Annotated in this window: 19 protein-coding genes; 3 read left to right on the top strand and 16 right to left on the bottom strand. The window is 40.4% G+C overall.

Features of this window, described 5'->3' with window-relative positions:
• Positions 1–162: 162 nt before the first annotated feature.
• From NSQ17_RS09025 to yneA, 3 genes are all read right to left on the bottom strand, one after another.
• Positions 163–393, bottom strand: a complete 231-nt coding sequence (locus tag NSQ17_RS09025) for a DUF896 domain-containing protein (protein WP_008343816.1) — start codon at positions 391–393, stop codon at positions 163–165.
• A 69-nt stretch (positions 394–462) separates the two neighbouring features.
• The gene (locus NSQ17_RS09020) at positions 463–1,110 is read right to left on the bottom strand and encodes a recombinase family protein (RefSeq protein WP_017359583.1); all 648 of its coding nucleotides are present in this window, start codon (positions 1,108–1,110) and stop codon (positions 463–465) included.
• Positions 1,111–1,127: 17 nt separating this feature from the next.
• Positions 1,128–1,439: a cell division suppressor protein YneA gene (gene yneA / locus NSQ17_RS09015; protein ID WP_007499348.1), complete on the bottom strand. Its 312-nt coding sequence runs from the start codon at positions 1,437–1,439 to the stop codon at positions 1,128–1,130.
• 159 nt (positions 1,440–1,598) lie between these two features.
• Here yneA and lexA point away from each other — a divergent pair, with 159 nt between their 5' ends.
• Complete coding sequence (gene lexA / locus NSQ17_RS09010) at positions 1,599–2,219, top strand: transcriptional repressor LexA (protein ID WP_007499350.1); 621 nt, start codon at positions 1,599–1,601, stop codon at positions 2,217–2,219.
• A gap of 47 nt (positions 2,220–2,266) precedes the next feature.
• Here the strand turns inward: lexA and NSQ17_RS09005 are convergent, their stop codons facing one another.
• Positions 2,267–2,704, bottom strand: a complete 438-nt coding sequence (locus NSQ17_RS09005) for a hypothetical protein (protein ID WP_057079489.1) — start codon at positions 2,702–2,704, stop codon at positions 2,267–2,269.
• Positions 2,705–3,000: 296 nt separating this feature from the next.
• Here NSQ17_RS09005 and NSQ17_RS09000 point away from each other — a divergent pair, with 296 nt between their 5' ends.
• Positions 3,001–3,543, top strand: coding sequence for an IseA DL-endopeptidase inhibitor family protein (locus NSQ17_RS09000; RefSeq protein WP_017359584.1), 543 nt, complete (start codon positions 3,001–3,003; stop codon positions 3,541–3,543).
• A gap of 32 nt (positions 3,544–3,575) precedes the next feature.
• Here the strand turns inward: NSQ17_RS09000 and NSQ17_RS08995 are convergent, their stop codons facing one another.
• The 8 genes from NSQ17_RS08995 to NSQ17_RS08960 form a co-directional block, all read right to left on the bottom strand.
• Positions 3,576–4,424, bottom strand: coding sequence for an STAS domain-containing protein (locus tag NSQ17_RS08995; protein ID WP_017359585.1), 849 nt, complete (start codon positions 4,422–4,424; stop codon positions 3,576–3,578).
• 144 nt (positions 4,425–4,568) lie between these two features.
• Positions 4,569–4,949: a NucA/NucB deoxyribonuclease domain-containing protein gene (locus NSQ17_RS08990; RefSeq protein WP_224559893.1), complete on the bottom strand. Its 381-nt coding sequence runs from the start codon at positions 4,947–4,949 to the stop codon at positions 4,569–4,571.
• Between the two features lie 227 nt (positions 4,950–5,176).
• Complete coding sequence (locus NSQ17_RS08985) at positions 5,177–7,171, bottom strand: glycosyltransferase family 39 protein (protein ID WP_342468042.1); 1,995 nt, start codon at positions 7,169–7,171, stop codon at positions 5,177–5,179.
• A gap of 146 nt (positions 7,172–7,317) precedes the next feature.
• Entirely contained in the window at positions 7,318–8,226 is a 909-nt protein-coding gene (locus NSQ17_RS08980) for a trypsin-like serine protease (protein ID WP_342468041.1), read from the bottom strand.
• 245 nt (positions 8,227–8,471) lie between these two features.
• On the bottom strand, positions 8,472–11,615 hold the full coding sequence (locus tag NSQ17_RS08975; RefSeq protein ID WP_342468040.1) for a bifunctional cytochrome P450/NADPH--P450 reductase: 3,144 nt from the start codon (positions 11,613–11,615) through the stop codon (positions 8,472–8,474).
• A 21-nt stretch (positions 11,616–11,636) separates the two neighbouring features.
• Positions 11,637–12,218, bottom strand: a complete 582-nt coding sequence (locus NSQ17_RS08970) for a TetR/AcrR family transcriptional regulator (protein WP_058213736.1) — start codon at positions 12,216–12,218, stop codon at positions 11,637–11,639.
• 228 nt (positions 12,219–12,446) lie between these two features.
• Positions 12,447–13,157 (bottom strand): DUF421 domain-containing protein, encoded by a 711-nt coding sequence (locus NSQ17_RS08965; RefSeq protein ID WP_047946233.1) that lies wholly within the window; start codon positions 13,155–13,157, stop codon positions 12,447–12,449.
• Positions 13,158–13,221: 64 nt separating this feature from the next.
• Complete coding sequence (locus NSQ17_RS08960) at positions 13,222–15,438, bottom strand: RNA ligase (RefSeq protein ID WP_342468039.1); 2,217 nt, start codon at positions 15,436–15,438, stop codon at positions 13,222–13,224.
• Between the two features lie 107 nt (positions 15,439–15,545).
• Here NSQ17_RS08960 and NSQ17_RS08955 point away from each other — a divergent pair, with 107 nt between their 5' ends.
• Positions 15,546–15,737, top strand: a complete 192-nt coding sequence (locus tag NSQ17_RS08955; RefSeq protein WP_057079493.1) for a hypothetical protein — start codon at positions 15,546–15,548, stop codon at positions 15,735–15,737.
• Between the two features lie 13 nt (positions 15,738–15,750).
• Here NSQ17_RS08955 and NSQ17_RS08950 read toward each other — a convergent pair whose 3' ends face one another.
• The 4 genes from NSQ17_RS08950 to NSQ17_RS08935 all read right to left on the bottom strand — a co-directional run bounded on the left by NSQ17_RS08950 (position 15,751) and on the right by NSQ17_RS08935 (position 19,673).
• Entirely contained in the window at positions 15,751–16,659 is a 909-nt protein-coding gene (locus NSQ17_RS08950; protein ID WP_039167701.1) for a DMT family transporter, read from the bottom strand.
• A 132-nt stretch (positions 16,660–16,791) separates the two neighbouring features.
• On the bottom strand, positions 16,792–17,514 hold the full coding sequence (locus tag NSQ17_RS08945; RefSeq protein ID WP_342468038.1) for a lactate utilization protein C: 723 nt from the start codon (positions 17,512–17,514) through the stop codon (positions 16,792–16,794).
• The gene (locus tag NSQ17_RS08940) at positions 17,511–18,935 is read right to left on the bottom strand and encodes a LutB/LldF family L-lactate oxidation iron-sulfur protein (RefSeq protein WP_342468037.1); all 1,425 of its coding nucleotides are present in this window, start codon (positions 18,933–18,935) and stop codon (positions 17,511–17,513) included. Before NSQ17_RS08940 ends, NSQ17_RS08945 begins: the two co-directional genes overlap by 4 nt.
• Before the next feature lie 21 nt (positions 18,936–18,956).
• On the bottom strand, positions 18,957–19,673 hold the full coding sequence (locus NSQ17_RS08935; RefSeq protein WP_135008851.1) for a (Fe-S)-binding protein: 717 nt from the start codon (positions 19,671–19,673) through the stop codon (positions 18,957–18,959).
• Between the last annotated feature and the right edge of the window lie 65 nt (positions 19,674–19,738).

Below are 19,738 nucleotides of genomic sequence, written 5' to 3'. Positions count from 1 at the left end.
CACCATTATCATAAATCTACTGTCCTTTTTTCACAACTATTTCACGCCGAAAAAGAAGGATTTTGTCACATTTAGTTTATCGATCACCTAAAAACTTATGCAAATATGAAAAAAGATGAGAATATTCCTCCCATCTTTTCAAAAATAAAGAAATGATGACCTTTAATGAAGATTCTGGTCTCTTTCTCTTTTTAATTTTTCTGGTGTGACATCGTTTCCTTCTGGATCGACGATTTTCACGGTTTTGAGTGTATTTTTCATAGAAGAACGAAAAGCCTTTAAATATTCCTCTCTTAATTGCTTCTGTTCTGTTTTCTCAGCGTCCGACAAACCGGCTTCTTTCGACTTTTTTGAAAGCTCATTGATTCTTGCAAGCTGTTCTTTAGAAATCATGACAAACTCCTTTAAAACATTTTCTCTACATACTACTAAATATCAGTCATTTTTACAACAAATCACGCTTTAAGTCGCAAGCCCTTTTTCATATTCTTGGTACCTTCTATGGACGGTTGCTTTTGAAATGTCAAAACCAAGTGCCTGCAATGTCACTGCAATTTCAGCGAATGTCATGTTGTTTTTTCTTAATCGAACAATTTCAGAAATCGGTACTTCAATACGTTCGCGGCCAGGCGCCTGTTCTTGGTGTTTTAAATTTAGTTCGGGTTGATACCCTCGCTCAACAGCTTTTTTCATCCCACGCTTAATTTTCAAATTATGAATTTTACGCTGATACTCTTCTACAACGCCTACAATTTCAATGACCATTTCGTCTGCTTCTGAAAGCTCAAGCTCTCCTCTATGAAATACGCTGTACACCTTGACTTTTTCTTTAAACAGACAATGAAGAAGAGCGATTTTCGCCTGCCCTCTTCCAAGGCGTGTCTCATCTTGAATGAGAACAGCATCGATTTCTTCCTCTTTCAGCGCAGCCAGCATGTCAAAAACACCGTCACGATCAAGATCGTATCCACTCGCTTTTTCTTTAATCACTTTGACTACATTCATCTTGTGCGCTGCAGCTAAAGCAAGCAGTTCTTCTTCTTGTCTTTTAAGCGAGGTTTCTTGCTCTTCTTTGGCAGTACTTACTCTCGCATAAATGATTGCATTCATGTCTTCAATCGACCTTTCTACTGTACTGTTGCAAGTTGATATACGACTGGATGCTCTTTTTTAACTGGAATCACAAGGATATCTCCCGGCTGGATGTCAGTTGAAGCGAGATCATTGTGTTCAGTTACCCAGTCAATAAAAGCATTTTTATCGATTGATTTACTGTCGTTTACTTGATCAGCTAATCCCCAAAGAGTATCACCTGATTGAACCTCTATTTTAACATATTGATTTGGATCATTATGGCTAGTGACTGCAATAAGTGAGAGAAATATGCCAACGATGAATGAGAATAGCCCAATAAAAATAATAGATTCCTTTAACCTCATAATGTCATCTCTCCTAATAGAATGTGTGTTCGTTCTTTCTGACACTCATTATAAATACGAACAAACGTTTCTGTCAAACGTTTTTTTCGAACCTATGTTTGTACTGTTAGGAAAAACATGCTATAATTTCTTTAAAATTGACGTTTTGAGGTGCAAAAGATGACGAAGCTATCAAAAAGACAACTCGATATCCTGAAATTCATAAAAGAAGAAGTAAAAAGCAAGGGTTATCCCCCATCCGTTCGTGAAATTGGCGAAGCTGTCGGTCTAGCATCCAGCTCAACTGTCCATGGACATTTAGCTAGACTAGAAACGAAAGGTTTAATTAGAAGAGACCCAACGAAACCTAGAGCGATCGAAGTACTAGATGAAGAGGAAATGAATATTCCAAAAAGCGCTGTAATGAATGTTCCAGTCATCGGAAAAGTCACAGCAGGCTTGCCTATCACGGCTGTTGAGAATGTAGAAGAATATTTCCCACTTCCAGAAACTTTTGCAGCGCCAGATGAACAAGTATTTATGCTTGAAATTATGGGAGAAAGTATGATTGATGCAGGTATTTTGGACAAAGACTACGTCATTGTGCGTCAGCAAAGCACTGCCAACAATGGAGATATTGTGGTGGCTATGACAGAAGAAGATGAAGCAACAGTGAAACGTTTTTATAAGGAAGATACACACTTTAGATTACAGCCCGAGAATCCATCAATGGAACCGATTATTTTACAGAATGTGAGTATACTAGGTAAAGTGATTGGCGTATTTAGAAATATTCATTAAAAAAAGCCGGTATTTCATCAATTGCTGATGAGAGCCGGCTTTTTCTTTTATGAACAAGAATATGCAAGAATACTGGAGCTTGGGAACGAGCCAAATGTAAAGTTCGGCCATATGAAACCCGTTGTACGGCCAAAAGGCTGCGAGGAAAGAACATACATGAGAAATACTTGACCGTTTCTAAGGAACACAATGGTCCACCTTCTATTACATCCAGCTGCAAATTGAACCGTTTGCTGGCTTCCGCCTACACTCTGCCCCGCAATGAGCGGCTGCATACTTTGAGGCTGAGAGACTGCTTGTTGATATTGCGAGATGATATGCTGCGGCGGGGCTGGCGGGACCGATTGTCCTCCTGCACCTTGCCCAGTCCCTCCGAATGGCAAACCGGGAAATCCTCCAACTTGAGAAATAGGAAACGCCGGCATGCTTTGTACCTGCCGATCGTACAAGTACCCATTCCACGTACCTTCATATGGATTATACATACTAAACACCACTTTCTTAGACATTCATCACGACAGTATATGTCATACATAAAAAAAGAGTGTTGAGGAGACAAATAGAAATCTTTCCAAAAGACGTTTTATTCTTCTTTAGAACGGTTAAATACTAATGAGGAAGAAAAAAATAAAAAAATGAAAACTTTTTGTCTCCCTCAAACGTTATATAGATAGAAAGAAAAGAAATAAAAAACATTTAGATTTAATACTTGTAATATCTCTGTAACTATTGTAACATTTGTAACATAAGAAGTTTTCATTGAGAAAAGGAGGCAATCGCCTTGAAAAAATTATTTGTTTTATTAACCGCTATTATGCTTATGATCTCATTACAAACAACAACACTGGCCGCTTCCAAAAAATCAGCCGCTTTGACAAATAAAGAAGCGTTACATATTGCCCTTGATGCAAGAGAACACTTTTGGAGTGCGATGTCAGGCTACAACATTAAAGAGCATTCAGATTACAAATTAAAATCATTTACTTATAAAGATATGACTTACAACTACCTGTCTAAAACATTTGATACAAAGAAAAAACTAAACAGCTATCTATCTCAAGTTTTCACAAAAGATGCCATTACTCACGGTTTAAAAGACTATCAGTTCATCGTTCATAAAGGAAAAATGGCTGTGCCAGTTGGTGACGGAGACAATATGCTTAATTGGGATAAGGCAACACCTAAACTCGTCTCTAAGAAAAGTACAATCCGCACATACGAATTCACAGTTCCAACACTTGATGGACGCAAAGTAAAACGTACTGTCACTTTCGAGAAAGTACAAAACGAGTGGAAAGTAACAAAAATTGACGCTGTGATCTAAATAAAAACCAGGCCGTTTACTAGGCCTGGTTTTTATATGGATGAAAATTCAGTCATACGATCTAAAGCGTGAGCAAGTGATGAAGCCGTTTGAAATTCATTAAAAGGAAGTCCAAGCTGTACAGCCGTTTGAGCAATTTCTGGTCTAATCCCTGAAATGGTCGTATCAACCCCAATTAACCGAAGTGACGTGACAAGATCAAAGATTTGATGTGCTACCATCGTATCAATGATGACGACACCTGATAAATCAATACATAAATGTTGAACACCTTTTTGCGAACACTGTTTTAATGTATTTTCTAAGATAATCTTTGCTCGCGCAGTGTCAATATCTCCAACTAAAGGCAATAAGGCAACATGACTTTTTAACACAATGACTGGAGAACTCAGCTCATAAATCATGTCTCTTTGTGCAACGAGTTTTTTGGTGGTATTTTTCACATATTGCTGAATAAAGACATGAATCGAAATGTTAAATGCCTCAGATATCAAATCATACCAATAAAATATTCGATCAATGTCAATATCACCTTGATGCTGTTTTATAAACTCTTTTAAGTAATGAAGAACCACTCTTTGATTGGACATATATTCTCTCACGACGTAATCTAATGGTGTGTTCAAGTGCTTCGGATCACTTGCTAAGTCTTCAGACCATTTTTTAAATTTCGTATGTAAATACGTCTTGTCTTCAATAAGTGCGCGGATAAAATGCTGATAATAATCTTGATTTTGCCGTTTAAGCTCTGCTATGATGCTGGAATCTGTTGAACGATAAATGGATTCTGGATCATCATCCTCAATTGATTCATACCATGTTTCAGTCAGTTTCTCTGCATGTTGCATGAAAAAATCGTATAATGCACGGTTCTTTTCCATAAGCATATGTCCCTTCACATTTTCTACTTGTCAGTCTTTGTACCTGATGGATTGATTGTACCATTGAATCTTTTGTACCTGCTAGCTCGAATACGCTCCTGTTGAACAAAAAGAGCCCCCTCTCAAGGAGCCTCTTGTCTATGTTTATTTGACAATAAATAAAATTCGTTTCCCGTCAGGATACCCGCTGATTTGATGCCCGACCCATGAACCAGCGCCTCTATTATCTGATGGACTGACATATTGAACGCTTGCCCCCTTTCCTCCTTCAAGACACACCGCCATCGGCCATTCATCCCGGTCAAAACCAGGTTTTGTGGGAATTCCTTTTAATGATTCTTGCCTGCGGGCATCTGCCCCATTTCGGTCAATGGTACACACGTCTGAGTGCCCTTTTCGAATAGCTTCTTGAATATGACTGCCTGTTTCAGGATACCGTTCCTTAGGAAATTGAATCACATGATCATAACGATCTGCTCCTTTTGCGGAACGATCCTCTCCAAAACCACCTAATAACGCACCCATCCAAATGACAAAACAAAGAACGACAGCAGCGATCCAGCCTTTTCTCATCTTCAAAAGCTCGTGACCTCCTCATACTTTTGATGAAATGATGTTGACTTGAAGGGAATGAGTCATTTTTAATGTATGAGTGGCTGAGTGATGACATGTGAAAAACATGAGCTGAATCTTCCTGGATACTGATCCATAAGAAAAAACGAATGATCTCTTCATCATTCGCCTTGTTCTACTTAAGATATTTCATCTACTCTATATAATGTTTCGTTTTGTGAAGACATCTCGGATGGCATCCCCTCTTCAGCTGATGTGGATCGTTTATATTCTTCAGATGAGATGACTGTACCATGTGATTTAATCCAGCTAACCAATTTGCTGTTAGCTGATGACTGATTGTCTGGTAATAAAAAGTATTTCACCTTTCCTTGTTGAATAAGTGCTTTTAATTTGTTGACATTCAAAATAGGATCTGTCCCATTAAAACCGCCTAAAGCCATGACATTCTCATCTTCGTCAATGATATATGGCGCTGCGGTAACAGTCGTAAGCGTTGCAAATAAATACGTTTCACCTGTTTGATGAGCCTTTAAATAAGTGAGTAAGCCTTGATCGACACTAGATGTAAACATGTTCCCTCCTCGTGAACTAGCCAGCTGTACACCTGCCTCTGGAAGAACAGCATTTCCACCATATATGATTGGGGTGGCGGACCAAAAACCTGGAAACAGTAACAGCGTTGTCAAAGCAGTGATGAGCAGTCGTTTCATGATCAATTGTTTTTCTCTGTACATCAGCAATAGGATAGCGATACTTGTTCCAGCAATCGCAATGGCATACATCCAAATACTACTGATTTGAGTCGTATAGTTACTCAAAATATACCCTTGGAAGATGGCTGTAACAGCGATTGCTGCTGGAAGCAAATACGCAGATACTCCTTTGTTTGCCTTAAATAACTCTCCCATCTTCTTAGCTCCTATGCCGCATAGTGCTGCAATAGGCGGGGCAAGCATAATGAGATAGTAATGGTGAAAGAAACCCGCAATACTAAAGAATCCGGCAGCAGGAATCAGCCATGCTGTCCAAAACATCGTTTGTTTCCATTCATTTAATTGAGCTTTTCTCTCCTTCCACCAGCTGATGATCATCCCTAAAAGCCCAAACAAAGCAAATGGCAGCATCCAGCTGATTTGACCTGACAATGCAGATTGAAATAAACGAAATATACCGGGATTCCCAGTGCCATACATATTCATACTTTGTTGACCTACAGCACTTCCAGGCGGAGAACCACTACCTGAACCATGTTGAGGTGGCATCATTTGATTTTGGGATGGAGGCGGCTGATTTCTGTTTGACTGATCCTCTGACGAATTCCCTAATCCAGAATTGTCTGGCATCATCATACCTGCTTGCTGGTTCATGTCACCAAAGGATTTCCCTGTCGTCTGACCAAGCAGCCGTTCCGTGCCGTTATAACCAAAGGCAAGTTCTAACACTGAATTTGTTTGGCTGCTTCCCACATAAGGGCGCTCACTTTCAGCTGTCATATCTACAGCAACTGCCCACGATAGAGATAAGCAGGCTAATACGACGATCGAGCATAAGAGAGAGAAAATTTTCTTTTTTAACGGTACGCGAGCAGCAATGAAATAGTAGAAAATAAATGCTGGAACGACCATAAACGCTTGCAGCATCTTCATATTAAATCCTACCGCTACCAAAGCGAAGGCCATAAGAAGCCAGCGCATCTTTCCGCTTTTTACAGCACGCATTAAGAAATATGTACCCGCAAGTAATGTGAAGACGAGCATACTGTCTATATTGTTTGTTCTGCTCACAGCTGCGGCAATTGGTGTGAGAGCCATAACGGCCGCTGACACCCTTGCAGCACCTTGACCGAAAGCCGGTTTTATCATGAGATAAAGAAGAAGAACAGACCCCACTCCAGCAAGTGCCTGCGGCAATATCACACTCCATGTATGAAAGCCAAAAATAAGTGCGCTGATGGTTTGAATCCATAAAACGACGGGTGGTTTATCAATTGATACGAATCCAGCTGCATCAAATGAGGCATAAAAAAAGTGATGGAAGCTTTTGGACATACTTTTGACTGCAGCTAAATAATATTGATTGGCACTGTCATTCTGCCAAATTTGATAAGTGTAGAGAAAAGCTGCAATCAATAAAATCAACAACAATATCATATCTATTTTTTTATTTTTCACTCATATCTCTTCTTTCTTTTTCATTTATTTCATTCAGCATAGCTTGTAAATATGAAATAGTGATGAACAAAAAAAGAAACTTTTCTGCATTTGACAATCAAAAAAGCCTGTCCCCTGTAAAGGAAACAAGCTGATTGTTCTATTTTTTATTGCGCCTTCGCATAGTTGATAAATTCAACAAAGGCAGCAGTCGCTTTTGGTCCGCCGTTGATCGTTCCGTTTGAATAACCCGCATTATGGACCCCGACGATTTGTTGGTTCTGATCTAGCATCGCAGAGCCAGAGTTTCCGCTAAATGTATCGATCGTATAGTATGCGAGATTCGTATCTTCTCTCGTGACTGGACCTGACATTTCCCATTGTGACACTTTGCCAGTCGATCTCATTTTATCACCTGGATATCCAGAAATTTTAATCGTTGTACCTGTTAGATTTGTCACTTGACGAATAGAGCGGTAGCCGACCGTATTTCCAATGTTCGTATCTGTTTTAATGACGGCAAAATCATATTGACTCGCCCCCGTGTTGATATATCCGCTTGGTACATAGAATTCGGTCATGTTTGCTGAGCCGTTCACGGCCGTGCTGTCATTCATGCCTGGGTAGACAGACCCTTTTGCACTATAGCTTCTTGTGGCTGTATTGTAGACGCAGTGTCCGTTTGTCAATATTTTGTTTGGAGCAATGAGTGTTCCGGTGCAGCTAGACCCACCAAATGTAATATAAGCAATAGAGTTGTAGGGTGCTACTCTTGTATTCGTCACTTTTGTTCTACCATCGTCTCCAATGACTACTTTTGTTTGAAAGTCTTTTAAATATGTTGTGAGTGGTTTTACTTTTTCGCCAATAGTAGAAGAGAGATCATCCACTTTGTCAAAGGATGAGGGGGTTTTCATATCGTTGTGGAAGTCAGCTGAAGAAATCACCTTTCCGTCAGAAGTCACCATGTCATAATCAGACGTAAGTACTGAATCAGAAGCTGCATGGGCAAAACTAGGCACACTTAAAGCACCAAAAACGAGTAGAGAAGGGATTATTCTTTTCACCTTTTTCATCATATTCCTCCTTTATATCCTATATCAAAAATGATACGATTGTTTCATATTGGAGTAAATGAGAGAATATTCTTATTTTTTACAAAATATTTCATTTGTAAATTAGGTGTTTCGTATCTTCCAAATATTTATTCTAGCGATCTCTCTATGAAAAAAGAAAAAACCGCCATTTTGGCGGTTTCAAGATTGTTGACGAAGGGCTAAAATGTGATTTATTTTAGCCCTTTGTCTTCTTTTCAACATGATCAGCTCCATACATCTTTTACATATCTGTTGTCATTGGCTAAAGATGTCAGCCATTGTTCAGCTGTTTCTTTCGCACACTGTTTCTCAGTCTGATACAGTTCAATAAGTGTTGCCTCGACATCTGGTGCCATGACCTTTCCATCCCCGCAAATATACAGGTAGGCGCCTTTGTCGAGCAATTCAATGAGCTTGGCTCCATCATTTTTAATGAAGTGCTGGACATACACTTTTTGCTCCTCGTAGCGAGAGTAAGCACGGTGGATGGTGACGACTCCTTTTTCTTGTGCAAGCTGCATTTCGTCATAATACAGATCATCTTCATGCGGGTGGCGGCAGCCAAAATAAAGATGGGCTTCACCTAACGACTTCCCTTCATTTTGCCATGCTTCCCTTGCCTGAATGAACCCTCTAAACGGGGCGATACCTGTTCCTGGTCCAATCATGATCATTGGTATTTCAGGAGAAGGCGGCAATTCGAATCCTGCTTGAGCTTCATGAAGGAAGCAGGCCACTTCATCTCCTTCTTGCAGTCCGCATAAATAGTTTGATGCGACGCCTGCGTATTCACCGCGTCCGCTCCATGATTTTCCTTTCACAACAGCTACTGTGATACTAAGCCTCTTTTCATCTACCTTTGGCGAACTGGAGATCGAGTAATAACGAGGCTTCAATCCTGGTAAAAGGGCTAAAAAATGATCAAATGGCAGTTCACATGCTTCGTATTGTTCTAGTAAATCCAGCATGGTCACACGCTTCTTTAATACAGCTTCTTGATAAATTTCTCCCGCCATTTGTTCAAGTTCAATACGATGAGGTGGGCATACCGTATATTTTGCAAGATCTCTTAGCTGAGTACGTGTCACAGGCTCTTGTAGCTCTACATGTGACGCCAACAATTCTCCGACTTGAATTGGCTGATTTAATGGTAAATGACTTGCTTCTTTTTCCGAAGAGAGTATCATGTGCTGCTCTGGATCGAGCTTAAAACGATCGGTCACTCGCTGAACGAGTGTTGCACTATTTTTTGGCACGATTCCGATATGATCTCCTTCTTTATAGTGCTTGCCTTCAGGTAATTGAAGTTCGATATGCCTTGTTTGGCGGGTACTTTTTTCAGATTGTAATTCTTGATTTTTCAATACAACAGCTGAAAAGGCACCGTATGTTTTAGCAACAGGACGTTCCACTAGCTCATTCGTATATGCAATGGATAGGTTTGGCTTTTCTTGACGTTTCTCCTGCAAGGTTAATTTGAATTCTTTTGCAAGCTCATTGAAGACTGTCTTCTGGAATGTTTCTTTATCTTCATCCATATCACCGCCCGCATCGCCTTCACCAATATCCGTTACACGCTTCGCCCCTTTTCTTTCAAGTGCTTCATCAATCAGACGAGGAATACGCTGATACGTGCTCGCCCAATTTCGATCCCCACACCCAAAGACTGCAAATGTCACGTTTGATAGATCCTGCTCCTCATCCTGCGTCACCCAATCCACAAACTGTTTCGCATGATCAGGCGGATGACCGTTGTATGAAGCCGTTACAATTAAAACTGCGCCTGACTCTGGTAACTTTCGAGTATAATCATCAAGCGGTGCCGTTGTCACGTCAAACCCTTTTGCTTTTCCGTCTTCAGCAAATTCGTTTGCCATCTGCTTTGCTGTGCCCAGATTTGATCCGTACAAGACCAATAGCGGTGTTCCATGACTCGCTATTTTCACTTCAGCAGATGCCGTGCTTTTTGTTGGTTCTTCTTTCGGAGGCGCCATAAAGAATTGCTGCTTTCTTGGCCGCACTTTGATTTTAAAATCATTCGGCTTAATCGTCAGAGATTCTTTTAAATCCAGTTCATACGACGTATGGTCAATCAGTTCAAGGTTGTGCAGAACCATCGCCAGAACCATCGTGGCTTCATGAAGGGCAAATTGCATCCCAATACATGCACGCTGGCCATTTCCGAACGGTTTATAGGCATGCTGTGGAATTTTTTCAGGATGCATAAAACGTTCAGGCTTGAATTCTTCTGCATCCTCCCCCCAAACCGCTTGATCCCGATGTATTTTAGGAAGCAGCACACTGACACTTTGGTTTTTTTTGATCGGATATTTCCCTCCAATGACTGTATCCTCTTTCGCATAAAGAGAGAACGTAGGCGCCGTCGGCCAGAGGCGAAGTGCTTCGTTTAAGACCATACGCGTATAACTTAGTTTTTGAACCTGCTTAAATGTCGGCAGTCCGCCTTGCAGCACGTCGTCTGCTTCTTGTACGGCTTTTTTTAATTTGTCTGGATTCTTTAGTAAAAAATAAATCGCAAATGACAACAATCCACTTGTTGTTTCATGACCTGCTATTAAGAAGGTAATGATTTGATAACGGATATTTTCATCTGACAGGCGTTCACCTGTTTCAGGATCCTTTGCATGTAGCATGAGAGAAAGTAAATCATTGCCCGTTTTATCTTGTTTTTTCCGTTCTTGAATAATGTCATCTACTAATTGCTTCATAAAATCAACATCTTGTTCAAATTCTTTTCTTCTTTTGATCATTAATTTATCTGCGACCGGCAATCTACTTGCTTGATCCATCGCTTCATTTAAGCCATTCAGCATGCTTTCAATAAATGGATGTTGATTTTCTTTATAAAAGCTGTTAAATCGAAAATCAAAACCGCATAACCCGATCGTATCTAAAGTGAGCTTTGTCATATCCTCTGCTACTTCAATTTCTTCATCACGGCCCGTTCTTTGCCATTTTTGTACAAGCTGTGTGGCAATATCGAGCATCATCTCATGATAGCCCTTCATGGCCTGCTGGCTAAACGCCGGCATCAAGATGTGATGAGCCTTTCTCCAATTCGGCTCTTCTGTCCAACTTGTGAATAACCCATCCCCTGAAAATGTTCTCACTTTATTGAGACTGCTTCCAATGAATTTATCAAAACGCCTCTCATCAAATACTTCTTTGGCAAGTTCATGGCTGGAAACAAAAATACTTGTTGCTTTTGAAAATTCAAACTGAAAGATCGGCCCTAATTCATCTGCCAGCCGCCAAAAGGTTTGAGAAAGCTCTCCTTTTTTGATATGAGGAATATTTTTTAAAGGTCCGTATGTTTTTGGTTTTGGAATGATTGATGTTTGTTGCATGTGCCCACTCCCTTTATTTCTTTATGATGCAACGCTAATGGCACGCCATAAGCATTGCTCAATATCTTCTAAAAATTCAATCGTTGGCTCAATTTCCTCTGCTAGAATCTGTTTATGAAGCTGAACGAACGCTCCAAATACAATGGATAAAATCGTTCTCCCTGAAAGATTTGGATGAATTCCATCCTTTTTGCCTTCTTCAAAAATATGAAATAGCTCATTTAATAGCTGCTGCATCTTCTCTTTACTTGTCTCATCTAAATAGTGTGAGCGTTTGTCAATTTCTAAGAAGTACAGACCACTTGGATTCTCTTTTGTAAAGAGCACTAAGCAGTAAAAGACATGTTTGAAATAAGCCCTGATACTTGCTTTAGGGTCTGGACTGTTTGTATTCACCTTGTCGATAAATGCAATCAGGCTTCGCTGGTATAAAATGTTCACAAGAGCCTCTTTACTATCAAAATAACGATAAATGGTTCCTGCTCCAACATTGGCTCTTTTCGAAATCATCGGCATCGTTGTACCGTCAAAACCCCGTTCAATAAATAAGTCCAGAGAAGCCTTCATAATCTGCTCCTGTTTATCAGTAGTTGCTGCGGGCATTTCATCCTCTCCTTTCGTTTTAATAGGAATGAATGTTCATTCCGCTTGATGTATATTATATTGATATTTTAAATTCTTCTATTTATACTTAAACATACTTATTTTTCTCCGTCACTACATTTTCTGAAAATAATAATAATTGAGAAATGATACCTAGATAGATGACATCCAAACGACTTATAAATATTGGCAGTTCTGTGACGCGTGGGTGTCGTCTGAACTATATGTTCATTCTTGGTCAATTGGAGAATGGATGTGATCGTCATATGTATCAATATATAAACTGCCATTACTTGAACGAACCGCATAAACAATGTCTTTTAAAGACAGCTGCCTTTTTTGAAGTTCTTCATAGATCCACTGCTCCGTTAATTGGTTTTCTTGAAGGTTTTTCAAAATGAGCTTTCCGTCCATAATGACTTCAATGGGCATGTAACGCTCTGCCTGCTTCCACAGGTTAAGATCTTTTCGCGTGACATAATCAAATGAAGGGTATTTTTTCACTGACATATGCCCATCTGTTTCAATCATTGCAAATTCAACTTCACTAATGTCAAACACATTCTTTTCTCTGAGCTGTTGATTTAAATAATCAAGTGTATACCTCATTCCTTTCATATTCTCTTCAAGGATTTTGCCATTTTGAATCACAAGCGTTGGTTTACCGGCCATAAAACCTCTCATCTTCCGGCTTCTTAAAGCAAGCAAAGAAATGACATAAATGATGATGACAAGTGACACAAAAGATATGGTTGTGTGATGAAGCGGAAGCGTAGTATTAAACGCCAGGTTCGCCGCAATTGAACCTAGACTGATCGCTGCAATGAAATCAAAAATATTCATTTGCGCAATGGTTTGCTTTCCAAGAAGACGGGCACCGCCGAATAAAATAGCAAAAGCAAATATGGTTCGAAGAATGACTTCAATATGATCTGGCATTTCAGCTTCCACCTTTCGATTTCATGAAAAAAAGCCTTTTCTTTAGAAAAGACTCTTTGTTAGACTATGCATTTATTCCGTCATTATTCAAATGGCCCGCTTCCGTTTGCTCAAATTGTGAACGCAGCTCAATGATTGAGCAGTTTCTCACGTTTACTGGATCTTGCTCAAGCAACCATGTATAAAATCTTGCTTGCTCTGCTGTTTGCAAAGCCTGCATATATTTTTGGGTGGAGCGCTTATCTGCAACACGCTGTTTAATGGATCGCATTTGCTTCCAAAATTGATAATAAGGAAGCTTTAACTTGGTCATAAAGCCGCTGTTATCCTCAATGACATAGCCTTCTTCTTTGATTGTGTCATCATGTGATACAGATTGATACCATTTATAGAAAGAGGTCCAATCATGAAACACTGCCACTTGCTGTTTGCACCGCATGCCAAGCTGTTCACTGAGCCTTTTCACTTCAGCAAATGGTTCTTTTTCATAGCTCAGCTGACGCTTCACGATATCAAGTAAAATGAGTTGATCATGATCATATGTGATAATATGCGGGTCTTTCTCTGGCAAAATGACTTCAAATACAAGGGATACATGGTTGTCGCGTACGTATGATTTGATGTAATCGACCTGCACATCGTCAAAGGTCGCATAAAATAGCTCTTCGACCCAAGCAGCATGCTGATTTTGCTTCACATGTGACGTATACGATTTGGACGTAAACACCAGTTCATCTTTTATATCGTTAAACCCAACCGTACCTAAGTATCCATTTGCTTTATCATAGACCGTCACAGGAAATTGAAGATGATTCACTAGATGCTGCATTCTGGTTTCAGGACGTTCATCAATATTAAAGAACTTATTATAACTTCTAGACACAATCTGCTTTGAAGTCATATTGATAAACAACCCTCTTGCTTTGACATTTATTTCATCCCATTGTCTTTCACTAAATGCTTTTTTGGTGAAATTAAAAGATGAAATATCGTGTGGCAGCTTTAATTCCTGTACATATTCATGCTGATCTAAATGGGCTAAAAAATCATCCAGCGTCACATTGGGCTGCACAAAGACCGGTTGCTTGTTTTCAGAAGCTCTGTAGACAGGATTGTCAATTTCATGTGTCTCAATCCCGCCTGCTGTGATTTTTAACACACGCAGCTGTCCGCCAAATTCAACCTGACCTTCGAGATTATAAGATCTTTCCGCCGCTTGGATAGGCAGTCTATATAAATTGCGATGACCATGAATTTGAATGATATCTAATCCAGAAGTATTTTGCACAAATAAGTGGTCAATGTCATCTGAATATTCACCTACTCCGTGAATAAGCTGCTGCGCTGAGACATGCAGAAGCTCTTCTGGCAAATGAGCAAGCCCACCATGGGTGACAAGAAATGTCTGACCATGATACGTAAAATAGGTGAGCTGATGAAATGTTCTGACAAACTTCCTTAACTCTTTTAGGTCAAAACCTGCTTCCGCAATTTCAGGCGCAGTATGACGGTTAAACATATTGCTTCTCACTTTTTCTTCATGCGCATATTTGTAAAGATGCTGATCATGATTTCCTTCAATGACGATCACATTGCGGCATTCTCTATGTGCCAGCATCCATTCTAAAACTTCCTTGTTTTCTATTCCTCTATCAAGCAAATCACCTGCAAAGATATAAAGCTCGTTTTCTTTCAAGTCTCCTTGCAAATAAGTATTTAGAGCCGTGTAACAGCCGTGAATATCACCGAAGACGTGAATGGCCTCATACTGATCAAAAGACCTGGGCTGATAAGTCATAATGGCTGGATATTCCTCAGGCGTCAAAACGGTTACCCATGAAGGCACCTTCTCTGTCTTTAACCGTTCATTCATTTGATATAACACAGATTCCTTCACTACTTTGTGCGGCTCTCGACCGCGATTTTGCAGCAGGGATGTTTCAAGAGGCACTTGCGTAAAATCGACGACATACACTCTATAGCGGTATGAAGTAGCTAATGATTTATACTGCGAAATGGACTTACTTGTGACATGTGTTGCATCAATGACAGTAAAGTCTCCTCGTTCCATTCGGGCTGTGAGGAGTTCAAATAATAAAGACCAGACTTTATGATCATGTTTGCTTGAAATTTCCGGTTTCCCATTGACTGATAACTGCGGAGGCTGGGTTAACAGACGGATTTGATCCGCTGATAATGTATATGGTTCTAAGCCTTGTTCTTTGATCCAAGTTGATTTACCTGCACCTGGGAGACCTCGTAAAAGGACTAAAGTTCTCATAATGGTTCTCCTTTAATGAGTGATATTTTACCTATTATAGATAAATTATGGATAAATCTCAATCTTTTATTGATTATGGTAATATATAGATATAAGGAGGGTTACACATGCCTAATGAAGCGAATACTGCATTCAACATTGGGGATATCGCATTTCAAGTATTTTCTCTTCTATTCATTGCATTGATCGTGACCATCGTTGTCATCGCGATTCGAATGATAAGAAGAAAACAAGTGGAATTGAAGAAAGTCGAGGCTAGATTAAACAAAGTAATTGAAAAAAATCATTTAAAAGAGTAAAAAAATCCGGGAGTTAACCGGATTTTTTTGTTTTCATCACGATTCCTTGTCGCTGCTGCATCAAAAAGAAAAAGACACCTAAAAGGACAAGAAGACCACCGAACATTTGCAGCAGCGTGACTTTCTCTCCAAGCAGTAAAACAGCGAGTATCGTTGCCCCAACAGGTTCGCCTAGAATACTCATTGAAATAGTTGTCGCATTCACATAGGTTAACAGCCAGTTGTTAATGACATGGGACATGGTAGGGATAATGGCGAGCAGTAAGAAAATCCCCCATTCTTTACCCGAATAGCCTACAAAAGGCGTTTGCTGTATAAGGTTAAATAAAATTAAAAAAAGGCCGGCAAAACCAAATACACAAAAACTATAAATCCAATGAGATATCTTTCTCACAGCTTGTTGACCGATTAATAAATAACAAACAACAGCGATTACACTGAAAAAGGATAAAATGTCTCCTATAATGGCGTCTTGACTATGGCCGACATCCCCCCATCCGATCATGAGCGCACCAACAATCGCCGCACACATTGTGAAAATGGCTGACTTCGTTGTTCGTTCACGAAAAATGAGAAATCCGCCTAATAATGACACCATCGGCTGAAGTGCAATGATGATTGTAGAGCTCGCCACTGTGGTGAGCTTCAATGAGCCGAACCACAAAACAAAATGGAGCCCTAAAAAGAAACCTGACATACATAAGAAAAACCAGTCTCTCCGCTTTAACGAGACAAACTCTTTTTGACGCGGCAGAATAAACGGAAGCATCAAAACCGCCGCAAATATCATTCGATACATACTTAAAATAGCAGCAGGCGCACTTGACCACTTCACAATAATGGCCGAAAACGAAATCGCAATGATTGAGATCACAAGCGGCACCGCAATCGACTTCTTTGGAGCATTTGTCTTCATTTCCATTAGCAGCTTCCTTTACATCAGCAGTAGATGAGCTTCTCATCTTGTATGACGTCATCTTACTATGACTATTCGCCTAGAGGCAAGATGAATTTTAAGAATGTTTACATAAAAAAGGCTTTCTTCACGAAAGCCTCATTCATCATCTATTAATACATAAACAGCCCGCACCGGCCCATGAACACCAACCACTAAATTCATTTCAATATCGGCAGAATTACTTGGACCTGATATAAAATGAATGGCACCTTTCGTCTGCTCTCCTTCTTCTACTAGGCGATGAAGAGCTGAAACAGCATGAATCATCCGCGGGACAATTATGCTTTTTTCAATACATACGATATACATCATCGGTAAAAAATGAAGTGCTCTCCCTTGACCTTGATGGGAGGAAAGAACAACGGTTCCGGATTCTGCAAGTGTGTAATCGCTGAATACCACTGCATATTTCGCTTGTTCTGCCTGCCTTATATTTTCTTCTCTTGATGTATCTGCATTCCAGCTAGTGACTGAGATTCCTTCTTTCAGCAAGGCTTGAAACATAGGATGACATTCATATTGTGCAAAACGTCTATCGCTCGAAGTCATCACAGGACCTTCTCCATACTCTTTCATCAATAATCGTATCGTTGAGGGTGCTTCTTTAGGCGTTGTTTCTACCACTCTCGTATGAATTTGCTGACATTGCACCTTCAATTGCTCTATCAATTCTTCTTTCGACAGACCTTCATTTGTTTCCCAATTGACTCGATGCTTCCAAACCGGACGCCGAATAGATGCAGGCTTGGAGGAGCTTTTGCCTAATTGTTGCTGGATATGTGCTAAAAATGGATCTCGATGAGAAATGGTACCTTTCATTGCCGCTCCTCCTTTTGTTTCTTTTTAAACCAATCCCGAAACCTTTCTTTGCTTGGCGCTGGGAGGTCACGAATTTCTGTCCAATTCTTTAAAGGACCCGCACCTTTTGAAATCTGTCCGTTTGAAGCCATACGTTTCAAGAGCACAGGGGCTGCTTTTGTTCCAAATCGATACATTCTAGGAGTGGATGCGCCCATTCCGAACATTTTCATTGCCATCATTTCCGCTTTAGGCGCTCTCCCCTCTTTTTCAACGATGGCTTGTCGATGTTTGATTAATAATTCGTGAAGTGGAATTTTCACTGGACAAGCATCTGTACAGGCTGCGCATAAACTTGAGGCGAAAGGAAGCTCTTGGTAGTCGTCATATCCTCCAAATAGCGGCGAAAGAACAGCGCCAATCGGACCCGGATAAATTGATCCGTACGAATGACCGCCAACATGCCGGTAAACGGGGCACACATTGATACAGGCTGCACACCGAATACATTGCAAAACTGGCTGAAATTCCGTCCCTAATATATTTGACCGTCCGTTATCCACAATGACCAAATGAAACTCTTCTGGTCCATCGACCTCTCCTTCTCCTTTTGGTCCCACGACAGAGATATAGCTTGTTAACTTTTGACCGACTGCGCTTCTGCACAATAGACCGACAAGAACATCGAGCTCCTCCATCGTTGGTACAAGCCGCTCCATCCCCATGACTGCGATATGTGTCTTTGGAATAGACGTGACAAGATCCGCATTCCCTTCATTCGTCACAAGACAAATCGATCCTGTGTCAGCCACAGCAAAGTTACAGCCCGTCACACCAATATCTGCTTCAAGAAATTTTTCTCGTAACAAAGCTCTTACAAATTTGGTCATTTCTTCAGGAGTCTCTGACATATCATATCCAAGCTTTTCGTGAAAAACTTCCCGTATTTGTTCTTTCGTCATATGAAGGGCTGGTGCCACGATATGTGAAGGTGGTTCATGGTCATCAACTTGAAGAATATATTCTCCAAGATCGCTTTCAACTACCTCGCAGCCAATCTCTTCTAGCGCTTCATTCATTTCAATTTCTTCTGTGACCATTGATTTTGATTTCACGATTTTTTTTGCTGCTTTTTTTTGTGCTACATCTTGAATGTACGCCGATGCCTCTTCCTTTGTTTTTGCAAAAAACACATGACCTCCACGTCTACTCACGCTCTCACTTAATTGATATAAGTAGTCATCAAGATGGGCAAGTGTATGCTGCCTGATGTCCTCTCCAAGTTCACGCCACTTTTCCCAGTTTCCAAGCTCTTCACTTGCAGTCATCCGTCTTTTATACAGACGCTCCTGTGCCGAGGAAACAGCTCCTCTCATCACAGCGTCTTCTAATCCTTCGCCGATCCGCTCTTTAAAAGCCTTCTCTCCAATTTTCATACTCATGTGCCGTTCCCCCTCTTAGCTTCAGCGGCTATTCAACACTTCTGCGATATGCATCACTTTAACTGGCTTATGAAGACGATTCAGCCTTCCTCCGATATTGAGCAGACATCCACAGTCAGCACCGATGATATATTCAGCGCCTGCCTCCTCTATGCTTTGTACTTTTTCATCAACCATCTGCTCAGAAATGGGTGTCATTTTGATTGAAAAAGTTCCTCCAAATCCGCAGCAATTTTCAGCGCGAGGCAATGGTTCCATCACCAAATCTTTGACATTTGACAACAGTGTGAAAGGCGCTTCCTTAATTCTAAGCAGTCTCGTCATATGGCAGGAGGTATGATAGGTGGCTTTTCCTTTCAAACTCGCTCCTACATCTGTTACATGTAATATATCAACAATAAATTCCGTTAATTCATATGTTTTCGCAGCAAGTGCCTGAGCACGGGCAAACCACGCTCGGTCTTCTTTAAAAAGGTGCGGATATTCTAAAAACATGGCCTTACAAGAACCTGATGGTGTGACGACATATTCAGCTGATTCAAAGGCTTTCATCATATTTTTGGCCGCTTTGATTGTTTCTTTTGTATAGCCGCTGTTAAAGGCGGGCTGCCCGCAGCACACTTGTGCTTCAGGGAATTCCACTTCAACACCAAGCCGCTCTAATACCTCAACAGTCGCCTTTCCTACATGTGGATGCATCGTGTCAATGATACAGGTGACAAATAAACTGACTCTCATCGGCGAACTTCCTTTCTTTTGCTGCACCTTGATTTATGTCTGGTCATCTGATGACTAAATAATGG

Origin of the sequence: Bacillus sp. FSL W8-0629 (assembly GCF_038593225.1) — a bacterium.
Classification (GTDB): Bacteria; Bacillota; Bacilli; order Bacillales; family Bacillaceae; genus Bacillus; species Bacillus altitudinis.
The sequence above is the reverse complement of the archived record's forward strand: the minus strand, read 5'-3'. Positions and strand labels throughout refer to the sequence as shown.

Excerpts from the sequence above, each read along its gene's own strand:
- NSQ17_RS08995 (WP_017359585.1), bottom strand. The coding sequence starts at position 4,424 with ATGGAAAAGAACCGTGCATTATACGATTTTTTCATGCAACATGCAGAG.
- NSQ17_RS08935 (WP_135008851.1), bottom strand. The coding sequence starts at position 19,673 with ATGAGAGTCAGTTTATTTGTCACCTGTATCATTGACACGATGCATCCA.
- NSQ17_RS09025 (WP_008343816.1), bottom strand. The coding sequence starts at position 393 with ATGATTTCTAAAGAACAGCTTGCAAGAATCAATGAGCTTTCAAAAAAG.
- NSQ17_RS08940 (WP_342468037.1), bottom strand. The coding sequence starts at position 18,935 with ATGAGTATGAAAATTGGAGAGAAGGCTTTTAAAGAGCGGATCGGCGAA.
- NSQ17_RS08960 (WP_342468039.1), bottom strand. The coding sequence starts at position 15,438 with ATGAGAACTTTAGTCCTTTTACGAGGTCTCCCAGGTGCAGGTAAATCA.
- NSQ17_RS08990 (WP_224559893.1), bottom strand. The coding sequence starts at position 4,949 with ATGGGTGCGTTATTAGGTGGTTTTGGAGAGGATCGTTCCGCAAAAGGA.
- NSQ17_RS08980 (WP_342468041.1), bottom strand. The coding sequence starts at position 8,226 with ATGAAAAAGGTGAAAAGAATAATCCCTTCTCTACTCGTTTTTGGTGCT.
- NSQ17_RS08975 (WP_342468040.1), bottom strand. The coding sequence starts at position 11,615 with ATGCAACAAACATCAATCATTCCAAAACCAAAAACATACGGACCTTTA.
- yneA (WP_007499348.1), bottom strand. The coding sequence starts at position 1,439 with ATGAGGTTAAAGGAATCTATTATTTTTATTGGGCTATTCTCATTCATC.
- NSQ17_RS08970 (WP_058213736.1), bottom strand. The coding sequence starts at position 12,218 with ATGCCCGCAGCAACTACTGATAAACAGGAGCAGATTATGAAGGCTTCT.
- NSQ17_RS08965 (WP_047946233.1), bottom strand. The coding sequence starts at position 13,157 with ATGCCAGATCATATTGAAGTCATTCTTCGAACCATATTTGCTTTTGCT.
- NSQ17_RS08950 (WP_039167701.1), bottom strand. The coding sequence starts at position 16,659 with ATGGAAATGAAGACAAATGCTCCAAAGAAGTCGATTGCGGTGCCGCTT.
- NSQ17_RS08945 (WP_342468038.1), bottom strand. The coding sequence starts at position 17,514 with ATGAAAGGTACCATTTCTCATCGAGATCCATTTTTAGCACATATCCAG.
- NSQ17_RS08955 (WP_057079493.1), top strand. The coding sequence starts at position 15,546 with ATGCCTAATGAAGCGAATACTGCATTCAACATTGGGGATATCGCATTT.
- lexA (WP_007499350.1), top strand. The coding sequence starts at position 1,599 with ATGACGAAGCTATCAAAAAGACAACTCGATATCCTGAAATTCATAAAA.
- NSQ17_RS09020 (WP_017359583.1), bottom strand. The coding sequence starts at position 1,110 with ATGAATGCAATCATTTATGCGAGAGTAAGTACTGCCAAAGAAGAGCAA.
- NSQ17_RS09005 (WP_057079489.1), bottom strand. The coding sequence starts at position 2,704 with ATGTATAATCCATATGAAGGTACGTGGAATGGGTACTTGTACGATCGG.